Origin of the sequence: Cobetia sp. 29-18-1 (genome assembly GCF_029846405.1) — a bacterium.
In the GTDB taxonomy this organism is placed as follows: domain Bacteria; phylum Pseudomonadota; class Gammaproteobacteria; order Pseudomonadales; family Halomonadaceae; genus Cobetia; species Cobetia amphilecti.
On record NZ_JARWKS010000010.1, the window covers coordinates 50861 to 64654 of the forward strand.

The window sequence follows — 13794 nt, forward strand, 5'->3', positions numbered from 1 at the left end:
CGACCCCGGCGCAAGGCGCCGGGGCAATGACGAAGGTGGCTGGGCGTGACTTACTGACTGTCGGACTTGCCGTCGTAACGGCGCTGCCATTCGGCGAGCACTTCATCCCGCTGGTTGGCCGCCTTGGCAAAGTCAGCCTCGATCATCATCTCGGTGATATTGGCCGGATAATGCTCGATCGGCTTGGCCACCCCCGGATAGGCCACGACCGCATAGCCTTCGTTGTAGAGTTCATTGGCCGGCTTGGACACTGCCCAATCCATCAGTGCCTGCGCCGCCTCACGCTTGTCGGTGCCCTTCATGATCGCCGCGGCTTCCATGTCCCAGCCCAGCCCTTCCTCGGGGAAGACCAGGTCCACCGGTGCGCCCTGTGCCTTGAGGCGCGCGCCTCGGAAGGCGAAGGACACACCGACCACGGCCTCGCCGGAACCGGCCAGATTGCAGGGCGCGGAGCCTGAGTGGGTATAGCGGGCAATGTTGTCGTGCAGGCGGTCCATGTACTCCCAGCCGCCCTCGTCACCCCACAGCTGCAACCAGCTGGCGACATCCAGATAGCCGGTACCGGAAGAACTCGGATTGGGCATGATCACGTGGCCCTTGAACTCGGGACGCGTGAGGTCTTCCCAGGACGTCGGCTTGGGCACTCCCAGTCGCTCACCTTCGACGGTGTTGTAGCAGAGCGAGGCGACCCAGGCGTCCATCCCGACCCAGGACGGGTCCTGGCCATCACGGTAGGCGGGGTCGACGAACTTGCTATCCAGCGCCTCGACTCCCTTGGGGGCATAACGCGACAGCATGCCTTCCTTCTCGAGCACCAGCAGGCTGGTCGCGGCCAGGCCCCACACCACATCCGCCTGCGGGTTGTCCTTCTCGGCAAGCAATCGTGCGGTGATCACGCCCGTGGAGTCGCGCACCCATTTGATGTCGATATCCGGGTGCGCCTGCTGGAAGCGCTCGGCATATTTCTGCAGATCATCGGACTCCACCGCGGTATAGACGGTGAGCTCGGTGGCCGCCTGGGCATTGAGGGAAACGACCAGACCAACGGCACTGGCCAGCAAGGAACGGGTGAGGAAGGAACGGGTCAAGAAGGACATCGGGACTCTCCAACGCTTGGAATGAATGGCTCTCACCATCTGGTATATACCAAGAGTATGAGCGGGCCGAATGACACCCCCGTGACAGTCAGTTGAAGGCCCGGTGAAACAGTGTTATCTCATATAGTGTCCCTGCAGCGCGGGCTCAGGGCTTGTTCTTGAGCGTGACGGTGATGCACAGCGCATTGTGCAGCCAGCGCTCTTCGTCATAGCCGATGGGACGATGCTGCTCATCGAAGGTAGCGCGACGCACGGTCAGACCGGGGCTGCCCATGGCGACCCCCAGCTCCCGGGCGGCCTGCTCCCCCAGCGACTCGGAGTAGAAGCGCAGCTCACGGTGGGCCAGCGTCAGGCCGTAGCGCCCGCGCAGCTCCGCCCACAGTGACACCCCGAACTGGCCCTCCTCGAGCAGCCCCGGGGCGCGCTCCGGCACCACCCACATCGACTCGCTGAGCACTGCGCGCTCATCCACGAAACGCCGGCGGCGAATATGATAGAGCGGTGTCTGGGCCGCCAGGCCCAGCGCTTGCGCAGCCGGTGGGTAGGCCTGAACATCGGTCAGCAGCACTTCCGTCCGTGGCCGCCGTCCCTGCGCCGTCACATAGTCATTGAAGCCGGAGTCACGCGTGGGGTCGTAATCCAGCCGTGGCGGCGACACGAACCACCCACGGCGATTGCTGCGATGAATGCGCCCTTCTCCCTCCAGCTGCCCCAACGCCTGACGCAACGTCACGCGCGTGGTATCGAAGCGCTCGGCCAGCACTCGTTCAGAAGGCAAACGCCCCTCTTCAAAGGCATCAGGATCCTTCAGCTGTTCGCGCAGGCGATCGGTAAGGTGGAGGTAATACGCATCACTCATGACGAGGAGTCCTGACCAAAGATGAAGAGGGTTGCCACTACCGGGTAATAACATGGCGCCGCTTGCCCCGCCGGCGAAGAAAATGCCCGGGACTCTGCGCCGACAAACGGCTGGATGCTCCAGAAACTATCACATTCGCGTGACTCGCACTGGCCTGCCAGCTTATGTGCCGCTGACGCTGCAGGATTTCATGACAGCCGCCTGGTTGAGCTCACAGGCGTGGATGGCGGTGGGAGAATCCTTGGCCGCGAAGAAACGCATTTCCAGCATCCCCGGTTCAGCCGCTGAGCCCAGCTTGTTGTCAGCCAAGGCCTGCTTGAAGGTAGCGAGTTGTTCGGGCTTGACGTCAAATTTCACGATCAAGGTGAGCATGGAGATGCCCCTTATAGTCAATGGTTGTCATCGGCCCAACGGCAAGACCTGCTGCGTCACGTGGCAGCAGCTCTGTCTCGGGAAGTGACTGACACTATCTTTCGCTGCCTGGCTGAAAAACCCGCGGCGCGGAGAAAGACTTTCAATGAAACCTTGAACGCGGAAACGCTGGAGTACCCGGCAACAAGGATGACCAGTTGTTGCTGAACGCACTGACAGGACGCTGATTTCCCTGTTTCCAGACTGATGGCCATGGGTAGGCAATGGCGTACGAAATCACCTTCACGCCATTCCCACCAGCAGTACTCGCCCAACTATAATTCCCAAACAAAATTCTATATACGGAAATCTATTTCTACATGTGAAAAACAGTTTGACACCTTTGGCGTCACTTCATAGCCTGTAGGCCAAATTCAGGAGGAGTGATGCATGCGCACTGACAAGAACTTCATCAACAACGAATTCGTCGCCTCATCCCAGGGCGAGATGATTTCGGTCTACAACCCGGCCACCGAAGCACTGGTAGGTCAGGTGCAGGCAGCAACCACTGACGAAGCGCTTGAAGCGGTGAGCATTGCGGCCAAGGCTCAGAAGGACTGGCGTGCCAAGACCAGCACCGAGCGTGCCGGCTACATGCACAAGCTTGCCGAGGCTCTGATGGCGCGCAAGGATGCCATCGGCCAGGCATTGGCAGATGAATCCGGCAAGAGCCTGGAAGACGCCACCAATGAAGCCGTCTACGCCGCCGACATCACGCGCTACCACGCCGAGTGGGCACGTCGTATCGAGGGCGAGATCGTCCCCAGCGACACTCCCAATGAAAGCCTGCTGCTGCAGCGTGAGCCCATCGGCGTCGTGGCCTGCCTGATTCCGTTCAACTACCCGGTGTTCACCCTGCTGCGCAAGATCGCCCCGGCGCTGATTACCGGCAATGCCGTGGTCGTGCGTCCGAGCAACAACACCCCTACCTCCGCCTTCGAGATCGCCAAGGCGATTCAGGATGCCGGGATTCCGGCAGGCATCGTCAATATCCTGGCGATGGACCACGGCACCGCGGAAGCCGTCTGCACGCACCCCAAGGTGGGCATGATCACCCTGACCGGCAGCGTCGGCGCCGGTCGCAAGGTGCTGGAATATTCCCAGGTCAACATCGCCAAGTCCTCACTGGAACTGGGCGGCAAGTCACCGGCCATCGTCGAGCCGGATGCCGACCTGGCCAAGGCAGCGGCACAGATCGCGGCCTCTACCCTCACCAACTGTGGCCAGCTGTGTACCGCCATCGAGCGTGTCTATGTGCACGAATCCGTCTATGACGATTTCGTCGCCCAGCTGAAGCAGCAGATGGAAGGCGTCAAGTTCGGCAACCGTCTGGAAGATGCCAGCCTGATGGGGCCGCTGATCAACGAGAATTCCCGTCTCAACATCCATCAGATGGTGGAACGCGCCATCGATGACGGCGCCACTCTGGAAATCGGCGGTTATATCCCCGAGGGCAAGGGTCACTTCTACCCGCCGACCTTGCTGACCGGTTGCCGCCAGGACATGGAGATCGTGCAGGAAGAGATCTTCGGCCCGGTACTGCCGGTGCTGACCTACAGCGATGTGGATGAAGCGCTGGCACTGGCCAATGACCACCAGTTCGGTCTGGCCTCCGTGGTCTTCACCGAGAACTATCGCACCGCCATGAAGGTCGCCAACAACATCGAAGCCGGCGAGCTCTACATCAACCGCACCCCGGCGGACCCCTACCAGGGCTACCACGCCGGCTGGAAGCGCTCTGGCCTGGGCGGTGATGATGGCAAGCACGGCATGCTCGACTACACCCAGACCCGTCTGGTCGTGATGAACTACTGATCACGCCATTCCGTTTTACCTGTCACGCCTTCGGGGAACCCTCTCCCCCGGAGGCGCTGACGCCCTACCCCATTTCTTTCCGGAAGCGCGCTGTTGGCGTCGAATGACGGCATGCCAGGCAGTGCGCATCCATAACCTCCTGCTAGCCAGTGACCACTGAAAGGCCTGCCACCATGAAAGTTGTCAGTTGCGAGACACACATCGTCGCCACTCCGCCGCCCCACGTCGGCGGCATGTACTGGATCTTCGTTCAGCTGCGTACCGCTTGCGGCATCGAAGGGGTCGGTGAAGTCTATGCCGCCACCTTCCACCCGGAAGTCATGAGCAAGGCGATCGCCGATGTCTTCTCGCGTTATCTGGAAGGCAAGAACCCGCATCATATTGAACGTCTGTACCGCGAAGCCTTCTCCAGTGGCTTCACCCAACGCCCTGACCTCACCATGATGGGTGTGCTCAGCGGTCTCGAGATGGCTTGCTGGGACATCGTCGGCAAGGCGGCCGGTCTGCCGGTGTATGAGCTGATCGGTGGCAAGGTCCACGACAAGCTGCGCTCCTATACCTACCTGTACCCCAAGGATGCACGCGGCAACTACGACTATGACAACGTCGAGCTGGCTGTCGAATGCGCACTGGAAAACCGCGAGAAGGGCTTCACCGCGCTGAAGTTCGACCCGGCCGGCCCCTACACCGCCTACTCCGGACAGATGCTGTCTCTGGAAGGCATGGACAAGAGCGCCACCTTCTGCCGGCGCATCCGCGAAGCGGTCGGCAACAGCTGTGATCTGCTGTTCGGCACCCACGGTCAGATGACGCCGGCATCCGCCATTCGTCTCGCCAAGTATCTCGAGCCGTATGACCCGCTGTGGCTGGAAGAGCCGGTGCCGCCGGGACAGAGCGAGGCCATGGCGCGTGTGGCAGACCACACCTCCATCCCGGTCGCGACCGGTGAGCGCCTGACCACCAAGTACGAATTCCACGATGTGCTCAAGAACAACGCGGCCTCCATCCTGCAGATGAACCTGGGACGCGTCGGCGGCATTCTGGAAGGCAAGAAGATCGCGGCGCTGGCAGAAGTCCATTACGCCCAGATCGCCCCGCATCTCTACAACGGCCCGGTCGGCGCCGCGGCCAGCATCCAGCTGGCGACCGCCACACCCAACTTCCTGATTCAGGAAAGCATCGGCACCTGGGATGGCTTCCACGCCGATGTGCTCAAGGAGAAGATCGAGTGGCGTGATGGCTACATCATCCCCTCCACCAAGCCGGGCCTGGGGGTTGAACTGGACATGGACGTGGTCAAGGCCAATTCGCCTTACACCGGCCGAACCCTGCACCTGAGCATGGACCCGCGTCCCTATGACGTGAAGGAACAGTCCAGCACCGACTGGAAGCGCAAGCCGGAGGCGTAACGCCGATGCAATACGATTTCATCATTGTCGGTGCCGGGTCGGCGGGGTGCATCCTCGCCAACCGGCTGAGCGCCAGCGGACGCCACAGGGTGTTGCTGCTGGAGGCCGGCGGCAAGGACACCTCGCCCTGGATCAAGGTGCCGGTCGGGTTCGCCAAGACCTACTACAACCCGACCTACAACTACATGTATTACAGCAAGGAAGAAGCCGCGATGGGGGGGCGCAAGATCTATACCCCCCGCGGCAAGGTGCAGGGTGGCTCCGGCTCCATCAATGCGATGATCTATGTCCGGGGCCAGGCCTCGGACTTCGATGACTGGGCGCGCGCCGGCAACGACGGCTGGTCCTATCGCGAGGTACTGCCCTACTTCAAGCGTCTTGAATGCCACCCGGATGGCGACACCGAGTATCGCTCCGGCCAGGGGCCGATCGGCATCACGCCGCTGAAACATGGCGCGCACCCGATCTGCCAGTCGTGGCTGGAAGGTGCCCGCGAGCTGGGTTACACGCTCAATGATGATTTCAATGGCGAACACTTCGAGGGTGCTGGCATCTATGAGGCCAACATCCGCAAGGGACAGCGGGACTCCAGCAACACCGCCTACCTGAAGCCGGCACTGTCACGCGACAACCTCACGCTCAAGCATATCTGCCGGGTGGAGCGCGTGACGCTGGAAGAGACATCCGATGGCGGCAAGCGCGCCACGGGTGTCGTCTACCGGCTTGATGACGAGGTCATCGAGGTGACGGCACGGCGCGAGGTCATTCTCTGCGCTGGCGCCGTGGACTCCCCGAAGCTGCTGCAGCTTTCGGGGATCGGCGAGCGTAGGGCACTGGCCACGCATGGTATCGAGACACAGGTAGACCTGCCGGCCGTCGGGCAGAACCTGCAGGACCATCTGTGTGCCAGCTACTATTACCGCGCCAATCGCACCACGCTGAATGACGACTTCGCATCCTTCTGGGGCCAGGCCAAGGCAGGACTGCAGTATCTTATCAACCGCAGCGGACCGCTGGGCATGAGCGTCAATCAGGCCGGGGGATTCTTCCGCGGAAGCGACGCGGAGTCAGAGCCGAACATTCAGCTCTACTTCAATCCGATGTCCTACCAGATTCCCAACGACCCGAAGGCCAAGCTGACGCCGGAGCCGTATTCCGGCTTCCTGCTGGCCTTCAATTCCTGCCGACCGACCAGCCGTGGCAGCATTTCACTGGCCTCGGCAGACCCGGCGGCGCCGGCGACCATCTGCCCCAACTACCTCAGCACCCAGAAAGACATTGATGAGGTCATCCAGGGCAGTCGTCTGGTGCGCAAGCTGATGGGCGCGCCCGCGCTCAAGGCCATCACCGAGTGCGAGGTCGCCCCGGCCGAGACGGTACAGGATGAGGACAGCATGCTTGCGTACTTCCGCTCTCAGGGAGGCTCCATCTACCACCTGTGTGGCTCCTGCGCGATGGGCCCAGACAAGGCGAACGCCGTAGTCGACAGCCGGCTGAAGGTGCATGGTGTGGCGGGGCTGCGCGTCATCGATGCCGCCATCTTCCCCAATATCACCTCCGGCAATCTGAATGCGCCGGTGATGATGGTGGCGGAAAAAGGCGCGGACCTGGTGCTGGCCGATCACGCCGAGTGAGCCGAGGTCAGCCACCAATCCCGCGCACGGCCCATGGGTCTGGTACCCTATGGGCCGTTTTATTTTCAGCGCATGAGAGATGCCGTGTGTGGCATCGTTCATCCGTCGTCAAGGTGTCACAGTCCCGGATGCACGCCGCCTGTGACCGAGATTCGCGTTTCGGAGTGTCCCCGCGTTCATGAATCACGAGAAGACCAAAGCCCCTGCCGTCGACCACAGTGTCATGATTCTGGATCTGCTTGCGGCAGCCTCCTACCCGCTGACGCTCTCGGAAATCTGCGAGTCCACCGGCATCTCGCCTGCCACCGGACACCGCGTGATCAACTCCCTGCTGCACCATCAGCTGGTCGCCCACGATCCCGGTCGCAAGAAGTCCTACTGCATCGGCTCGCGCATCTTCCAGATCTCCTCGACGATCTACAACAAGCAGAGCCTGATTCCGGTCTTCTACCCCATCGCCGAGATTCTCAAGAACGAGATTCACCGCTCGATCTTCCTGTGTATCCCCATCGGGGATCAGGTGGTGGTGATCTCGAAGGTCGATGCCTCCGGCAGTGGCAGCTACAACCTCTACATCGGCAAGACCATGGCCCAGCACGCCTGTGCCGCCGGCAAGGCGATTCTCGCCATGCGCCCCGATGCCTCATGCCAACTGTATCTGGAAGCTGCAACGCGGAGCACGCCCGGCCTGGCCGAACGCCGTGACGAGATGGATGCCGAGCTTGAACGCGCACAACGCCTGGGATATGCGGTGTCCAGCGGCGAGGCTGAAGGACAGCTGAGCTGTATCGCGGCGCCTGTGCTGAACATGCGCAACGAGCCCATTGCCGCCATCAGTGCCGTCATCAGCCAGGACTGCCTGAATCCGCAGCAGGCTCGCGCCTACTCCAAGCATCTGGTTCAGGCGGCGCGTCAGCTCTCCTCGCGCATCATCTGAGGTCCAAAACGGCACCTGGCGAGCCAGTTATGCTGCACCGCACAAAGTCTTGCCACTATATATAGGTATTTTTAGCACTGAGCATATAGGTATTTTTCAGTACTCAGCGATGTGACAGACGCGATGGGCGTTGCTCTGATAGCGAAGCGCATCCGCGACAGCCGACAAGCGCCTTGAGGGTGTCTTTTGTCGATGGCGCGAATGGTCGATGGCGCGAATGCAAGATACCCGTGATTCACAAGGCCAGCCTGGCCTCACGAATCACGGGTATCTTGCGTGGCATCACGGCGGCGTCATTCGCCTCCTGTCAGGAGATGACCGGCGCACCGAGCAGTGCCTTGACCTCGACATATTCCGCCAGGCCTTCGTCGCCCCATTCACGGCCGTTGCCGGAACGCTTGTAGCCACCGAAGGGCGCATCGAAGGAGAACTCTGCCCCTTGCAGATAGCATTGCCCTGCCTGCATGCAGCGGGCGATCGGCAATGCTGCCTTGGCGTCACGCGCATAGACCGCAGATGACAGGCCATAGACGCTGTCATTGGCGATGGCGATCCCCTGCTTCACGTCGTCGTAGGGCAGGATGCACAGCACCGGGCCGAAGACCTCCTCACGGGCGATCTCCATTTCATTGCTGACATTGGTGAAGATGGTCGGCCGCACATAGCAGCCCTTCTCGAGCCCTTCGGGCGGCTCGACGCCACCCAGCGCCAGCTCGACACCATCGTTGATGGCCCGCTGCACCAGATCAAGCACCCGCTCGCGCTGACGCTGGGAGACCAGCGGCCCCATGGTGGTCGCCGGATCATTCGGGTCACCCACCACCTGCTCATTGGCGATCTCGACCGCCAGACGGGTCGCCTCTTCCATGCGCGAACGCGGCACCAGCAGACGCGTGAAGGCGTCGCAGGTCTGGCCGGTATTGGCCATCACGTTCTCGACGTTCAAGCGCACGGCCGTGGCCAGGTCGGCATCTTCCGTCACCAGCAACGGCGACTTGCCGCCCAGTTCCTGACAGACCCGCTTGACGGTAGGCGCGGCACTCTCGGCGACCTTGCTACCGGCAATGGTCGAGCCGGTGAAGGACACCATGTCGACCTGCGGATGGCCGGACATCACCGGGCCGATCTCGCTGCCCTCGCCCGTCACCACATTGAAGACGCCAGCAGGCAGACCGACCTTCTCGAAGATCTCGGCCATGATGAAGTCCTGCAGCGGCGTCTGCTCCGCCGGCTTGGCGATCACGGTGCAGCCTGCCGCCAACGCCGGGGCCAGCTTGCCGATCAACTGATGCAGCGGATAGTTCCACGGGTTGATCAGCGAGCAGACACCGATGGGCTCGCGCATCAGGGTCACATCGCCCTTGCGCTCGTCCTCTTCCATCTGGAAGGCACGCTCGGCGTAGTAACGCATGCCTTCGATGGGACCTTCCACGTGCAGCGCGCCGGCCAGTTGCACCGGGCAACCCATGGTGAGCACCTGCACGTCGCGCAGCTCATCGAAGCGACGCTGCATCTCATCCGCTGCCGCCATCAGGATATCGTGGCGTTCCTGCGCGGATGTCGTGGACCAGGCAGGCAGCGCCTGACGTGCTGCCATGATGGCAGCCTCCACATCCTGCTCACCGGCGCGCGGCACACTGGCGCACAGCTCGCCGGTGGCCGGATTGATGACCTCCATGCGCTCGCGCCCGAAGGGTGCCTGCCAGTGGCCATTGATGTAGAAGTTGTCGTGATGTTGCATGCCAGACCTCTCGTTGCTGGTGGGAGATAACACTTTCCCTGAGGGTGAGTCTCAAACGCAAATGCCCCGGAGGCCATTCGCACGGCGCTCCGGGGCAGTCTTCACGGCTCAGCTGCGGCCGGTAACGCCGACTTCGTAGCCGACTTCTTCCGGCTCGTCATCGGTCAGCTCTGCCGGGAAGCCGGTGCCGAGCACACGGACATCGGCGGCTTCCTCGAGACGACGGATGATGTTGGAGGACCACTCACGCGGACCGAAGCGTTCCTGACCATCGCGGAAGATGTCCATCAGCATCGGGGAGATTTCCAGCGGCACATCCAGGTTCTTGGCCAGGGTGTCGAACAGGCCGACATCCTTGAGCACCAGATCCATGGTGAAGCTGATGTTGCGGCTTCCGTTCAGGATGACCTGGGACTCGGTCTCGTGGACGAAGGAGTTGCCCGAGGAAATCTTGATCGCCTCGTAGGTGGTGTTCATGTCCATGCCGGCCTTCTTGCAGACGGTCAGGGCTTCGGCGACGGCGCACAGGTTGGCGGTGGCCAGATAGTTGGTCATCACCTTGAGCACGGAGGCGGTACCCAGCTCCCCGGTGTGCAGAACGCGACGCCCCAGGTTGGTCAGCACCGGCAGCACCTGCTCGAAGGATTCGCGGTCACCGCCGACGAAGATGGAGATATTGCCGGTGGCAGCGCGGTGGCAGCCGCCGGAGACCGGCGCTTCCAGTGCCTTGGCACCGGTGGCCAGCACCTTGTCGGCGATACGACGCAGTTCGCCGTCGTCGGTAGTGCTCATCTCGAGCCAGATCTTGCCTTCACGCAGACCGGCGATGATGCCGTCGTCGCTTTCCATCACGGCGCTGCAGGCAGCCGGAGACGGCAGGCAGGTGATGACCATGTCGTTGGCTTCGGCGAGTTCCTTGGAAGAATCCGCCCACTTGGCACCCTGCGCGAGGAAAGGCTTGGCGGCTTCCGGGTCAAGGTCACGCACGGTGACGTCATGTCCATTGCGCAGCAGACTACCTGCCAGCTTGCCACCCACGTTACCGAGACCGATGAATCCGACTTTCATGTGCTGTCCTCTTTGCTGTCTGCCTGCTGGCTGTCCGGTGTACTGCACAGGGTTGGGACGGAGTGGAATCCTGTCCGTCGTGGCCCATGTCATCTTGAAGCTCACCCTACTGGCCGACCTGCCTGCCAACAATTCATAAGAATTTGGTGATTGGTAACAATTTTTGTAAGCCCCCAGACCCCACGTCTCCGAACGAACAGCAAATGGCAAACAGCGATCAACCGGCAGATGCCAGATGCCCAGCCCCCCCATAACTCAGAACACAGAACCCAGAAGTCAGAACCCGGAAACAAAAAACGCCACCCGAAGGTGGCGTTGTCACGTGACAGCTCTCGCTCTGGCGGATCAGGTGGGCACGCTGCGACTCTGTGCCTCCAGCCAGCCAAGGAGGGTCGCGACGCGCGGATCCCGCTCCAGCTCGCGATGACAGACAGCCCCCCATTCACCGCGCCCGGTCGTCACCTGTCCGGTCGGGTTGATGAGTCGACCGTTCGCCAGGTCATCGTCGGCAAAGGGCCCGTTGACCAATGCGACGCCCTCCCCGCGCGCCGCCATCTCTAGGGCGACGGCCAGGGTGTCGACCACGATGCAATTGCGGGTGGGACACGGGCCTAGCGACAATGCCTCGAAGTAACTCTCCCAATTCCAGCCCTCGGTGTAGACCCCGATCAACGGCAGCGTCTTCAAGGCATCCGCGGCAACCGGGCGTGCATCGTCGCCCAGCAGCTGGGGGCTGCATACCGGGAAGAGGCGTGACTCGAACAACGGCTGCCAGTGCAGGTGGTCCGCCAGCGGCGCATCGCGAAAGACGATACCGACATCGGCATTGGCCTCATCGAACTCCCAGCCGAGACTGCACGTCATCAGCTTGAGCTCGACTTCAGGATGCATGGCCTGGAAATGCGACAAGCGAGGTGCCAACCAGCGAATCGAGGTCGTCACATAGACCTGAATCGTCAGCGGCTGGGCATGCTGCATCTGGCGCAGAGACTCGGCGCCTTGCACCAAGCCCGCCAGCGCTTCACGTACTACCGGATAGAAACGCTCGCCAGCTGCCGTCAGCACCACATGACGGCCTTCACGGGCAAACAGTTTCACCTCCAGACTCTCTTCGAGACGCTGAATCTGGTTGGCGATGGCCGGATGCGTCAGGTTCAGCTCCTCGGCGGCCGCGCGGAGACTCAGCAGACGCGCAGCAGCTTCAAACCCTTTCAGCGAACTCAAGGGCGGCAGTTTCTGCAGTGGCAGAGGGGTTGGCATAGACGACACTCACGAAAGGCAAAAGGCGAGCAGGAAGCAACCGGTATCCCATGAACGATAGACGTTCTCGACACACTCTCACGTTCACGGCACACGGCTGCCATCTGGCTCTCTTTCGCCATGAGACAATGGCAAAGCGGGTGACCGTCGCTGACAGCCACCCGCACAATTGACCTCATGTTACCAAAGCCGCCATGCCGCGTAATGCCGATGCGCGTCGGCAAGCTACCCGGGGCCGGCTCAACAGGCCCGGCTCAACAGGCCCGGCTCAACCGGCCTGACTCAGACGGCCTAGCTCAGCAGGCGCTCGTCGAAGGGGTAGTCGGACAACAGCTCCACCTGACCATCGTCACGAATGTACAGCTGCTCTTCGAGCTTGACGCCTTCACCACCGGACTCATGCCCGATATAGCTCTCCACACACAGCGTCATCCCCGGCTTGAGGATGCCGTCGTAACCCTTGTCCTCGATATCCTCGCGATGAACGATGTAGGGATACTCGCCGTTCATCCCGACACCATGCGCCAGGGCAAAGTAACGACGCGCGCGGTAAGCGGGAGGGATTCGCCAGGCGCGTTCGGCGTATTCCTTGAAGCTGACCCCGGGCTTGAGATTTTCCATGTTGGTCTGGATCTGGTCATACGCCATGCGATAGAGCGATTTCTGCTCGGCGCTGGCCTCCCCCGAACCACACAGGAAGGTTCTCGAGAAATCCGCATAGTATCCGTAACGTCCCACCACATCGGTATCCAGTGCGACCAGTTCTCCTGCCTGGATGACACGGTCGGAACATTCCTGGAACCAGGGGTTCGTGCGCGGCCCGGAATTCATGAGGCGTGTCTCGATGAAATCGGCGTCTGTCTCGATGATGTGCTGGTGCAGCAGCGACCAGGCGTGATTCTCGGTGACGCCAGGACGGATGGAGGTCTCCAGTTTGCGCACCCCCTCCTCGACCGCTCTCAGGGAGGAGCGAATCATCTTTATCTCGTTGGGTACCTTGATGGCACGTGCCTGCTCAAGGGGCTCATGGGCATCCAACACCTGATAGCCACGCTGCTCGAGCATGAAAGCGGCTTCCGCAGTCGCGCTTTCGAGGGCGATCCGCTCACCTCCGCCACACTGGCGCACCAGGTCAATGATTTCATCCGCCCAGGCCCTGGTGACGTCTTGTGTATTCTTCTCATTGAAGTAATAGGAAATCGCCTTGGCCGGACGAATCTCGTCCACGGTCGGCAGATGGCTGGCCAGGTGTTCACACCCCGAGAACTCGAACAGCACGACCGGCCCTGCCGCGGGGACGAATACGTAGCGAGCGGGATTGCGTGAGCTGTATACCTGCATGTTGCGAGACCCGGTGGCATAGCGGACATGGGCCGGGTCGAACAGCACTGCCGCCGAGATATCGCGACGGGCCAGTTCCTGGCGAACACGCGCGAGTCGGTCGCATTGGATCTGCGCAATCTCTTCCGAAGTCGGTTCGCAGTCTTCCAGTGCATGGGTCGGGGCCAGAATGCCCATCGCTGTCAGGTCCATTTTCATGTGAAGTGCCCTGTGGGAAAAGTT

The 13794-nt window shown here is 61.6% G+C and carries 11 protein-coding genes; 4 read left to right on the plus strand and 7 right to left on the minus strand.

The features are described 5' to 3' along the window. Positions 1 to 50: 50 nt before the first annotated feature. The 3 genes from QD208_RS09760 to QD208_RS09770 form a co-directional block, all read right to left on the minus strand. The gene (locus QD208_RS09760) at positions 51 to 1097 is read right to left on the minus strand and encodes a putative 2-aminoethylphosphonate ABC transporter substrate-binding protein (RefSeq protein WP_153635506.1); all 1047 of its coding nucleotides are present in this window, start codon (positions 1095 to 1097) and stop codon (positions 51 to 53) included. A 145-nt stretch (positions 1098 to 1242) separates the two neighbouring features. Continuing rightward, positions 1243 to 1956, minus strand: coding sequence for a UTRA domain-containing protein (locus QD208_RS09765; protein ID WP_054555867.1), 714 nt, complete (start codon positions 1954 to 1956; stop codon positions 1243 to 1245). A gap of 162 nt (positions 1957 to 2118) precedes the next feature. Next, the gene (locus QD208_RS09770; RefSeq protein WP_225347905.1) at positions 2119 to 2328 is read right to left on the minus strand and encodes an antibiotic biosynthesis monooxygenase; all 210 of its coding nucleotides are present in this window, start codon (positions 2326 to 2328) and stop codon (positions 2119 to 2121) included. A 429-nt stretch (positions 2329 to 2757) separates the two neighbouring features. Between QD208_RS09770 and aldA the strand changes: the two genes are divergently transcribed. From aldA to QD208_RS09790, 4 genes are all read left to right on the plus strand, one after another. Beyond that, complete coding sequence (gene aldA / locus QD208_RS09775; protein WP_054555865.1) at positions 2758 to 4182, plus strand: aldehyde dehydrogenase; 1425 nt, start codon at positions 2758 to 2760, stop codon at positions 4180 to 4182. Between the two features lie 173 nt (positions 4183 to 4355). Continuing rightward, a complete protein-coding gene (locus QD208_RS09780; RefSeq protein ID WP_279836690.1) occupies positions 4356 to 5591 on the plus strand; it encodes a mandelate racemase/muconate lactonizing enzyme family protein in 1236 nt (411 codons plus the stop codon). Between the two features lie 5 nt (positions 5592 to 5596). Beyond that, the gene (locus QD208_RS09785; protein ID WP_279836692.1) at positions 5597 to 7225 is read left to right on the plus strand and encodes a GMC family oxidoreductase N-terminal domain-containing protein; all 1629 of its coding nucleotides are present in this window, start codon (positions 5597 to 5599) and stop codon (positions 7223 to 7225) included. 178 nt (positions 7226 to 7403) lie between these two features. After that, complete coding sequence (locus QD208_RS09790; protein WP_279836693.1) at positions 7404 to 8162, plus strand: IclR family transcriptional regulator; 759 nt, start codon at positions 7404 to 7406, stop codon at positions 8160 to 8162. A gap of 307 nt (positions 8163 to 8469) precedes the next feature. Here the strand turns inward: QD208_RS09790 and QD208_RS09795 are convergent, their stop codons facing one another. From QD208_RS09795 to QD208_RS09810, 4 genes are all read right to left on the minus strand, one after another. Continuing rightward, entirely contained in the window at positions 8470 to 9903 is a 1434-nt protein-coding gene (locus tag QD208_RS09795) for an aldehyde dehydrogenase family protein (protein ID WP_279836694.1), read from the minus strand. A 108-nt stretch (positions 9904 to 10011) separates the two neighbouring features. Next, positions 10012 to 10971, minus strand: coding sequence for an NAD(P)-dependent oxidoreductase (locus QD208_RS09800; RefSeq protein WP_131431804.1), 960 nt, complete (start codon positions 10969 to 10971; stop codon positions 10012 to 10014). A gap of 345 nt (positions 10972 to 11316) precedes the next feature. After that, positions 11317 to 12231, minus strand: coding sequence for a LysR substrate-binding domain-containing protein (locus QD208_RS09805; protein WP_107335084.1), 915 nt, complete (start codon positions 12229 to 12231; stop codon positions 11317 to 11319). Positions 12232 to 12522: 291 nt separating this feature from the next. Continuing rightward, positions 12523 to 13770: a Xaa-Pro peptidase family protein gene (locus QD208_RS09810; RefSeq protein ID WP_279836696.1), complete on the minus strand. Its 1248-nt coding sequence runs from the start codon at positions 13768 to 13770 to the stop codon at positions 12523 to 12525. Positions 13771 to 13794: the final 24 nt, after the last annotated feature.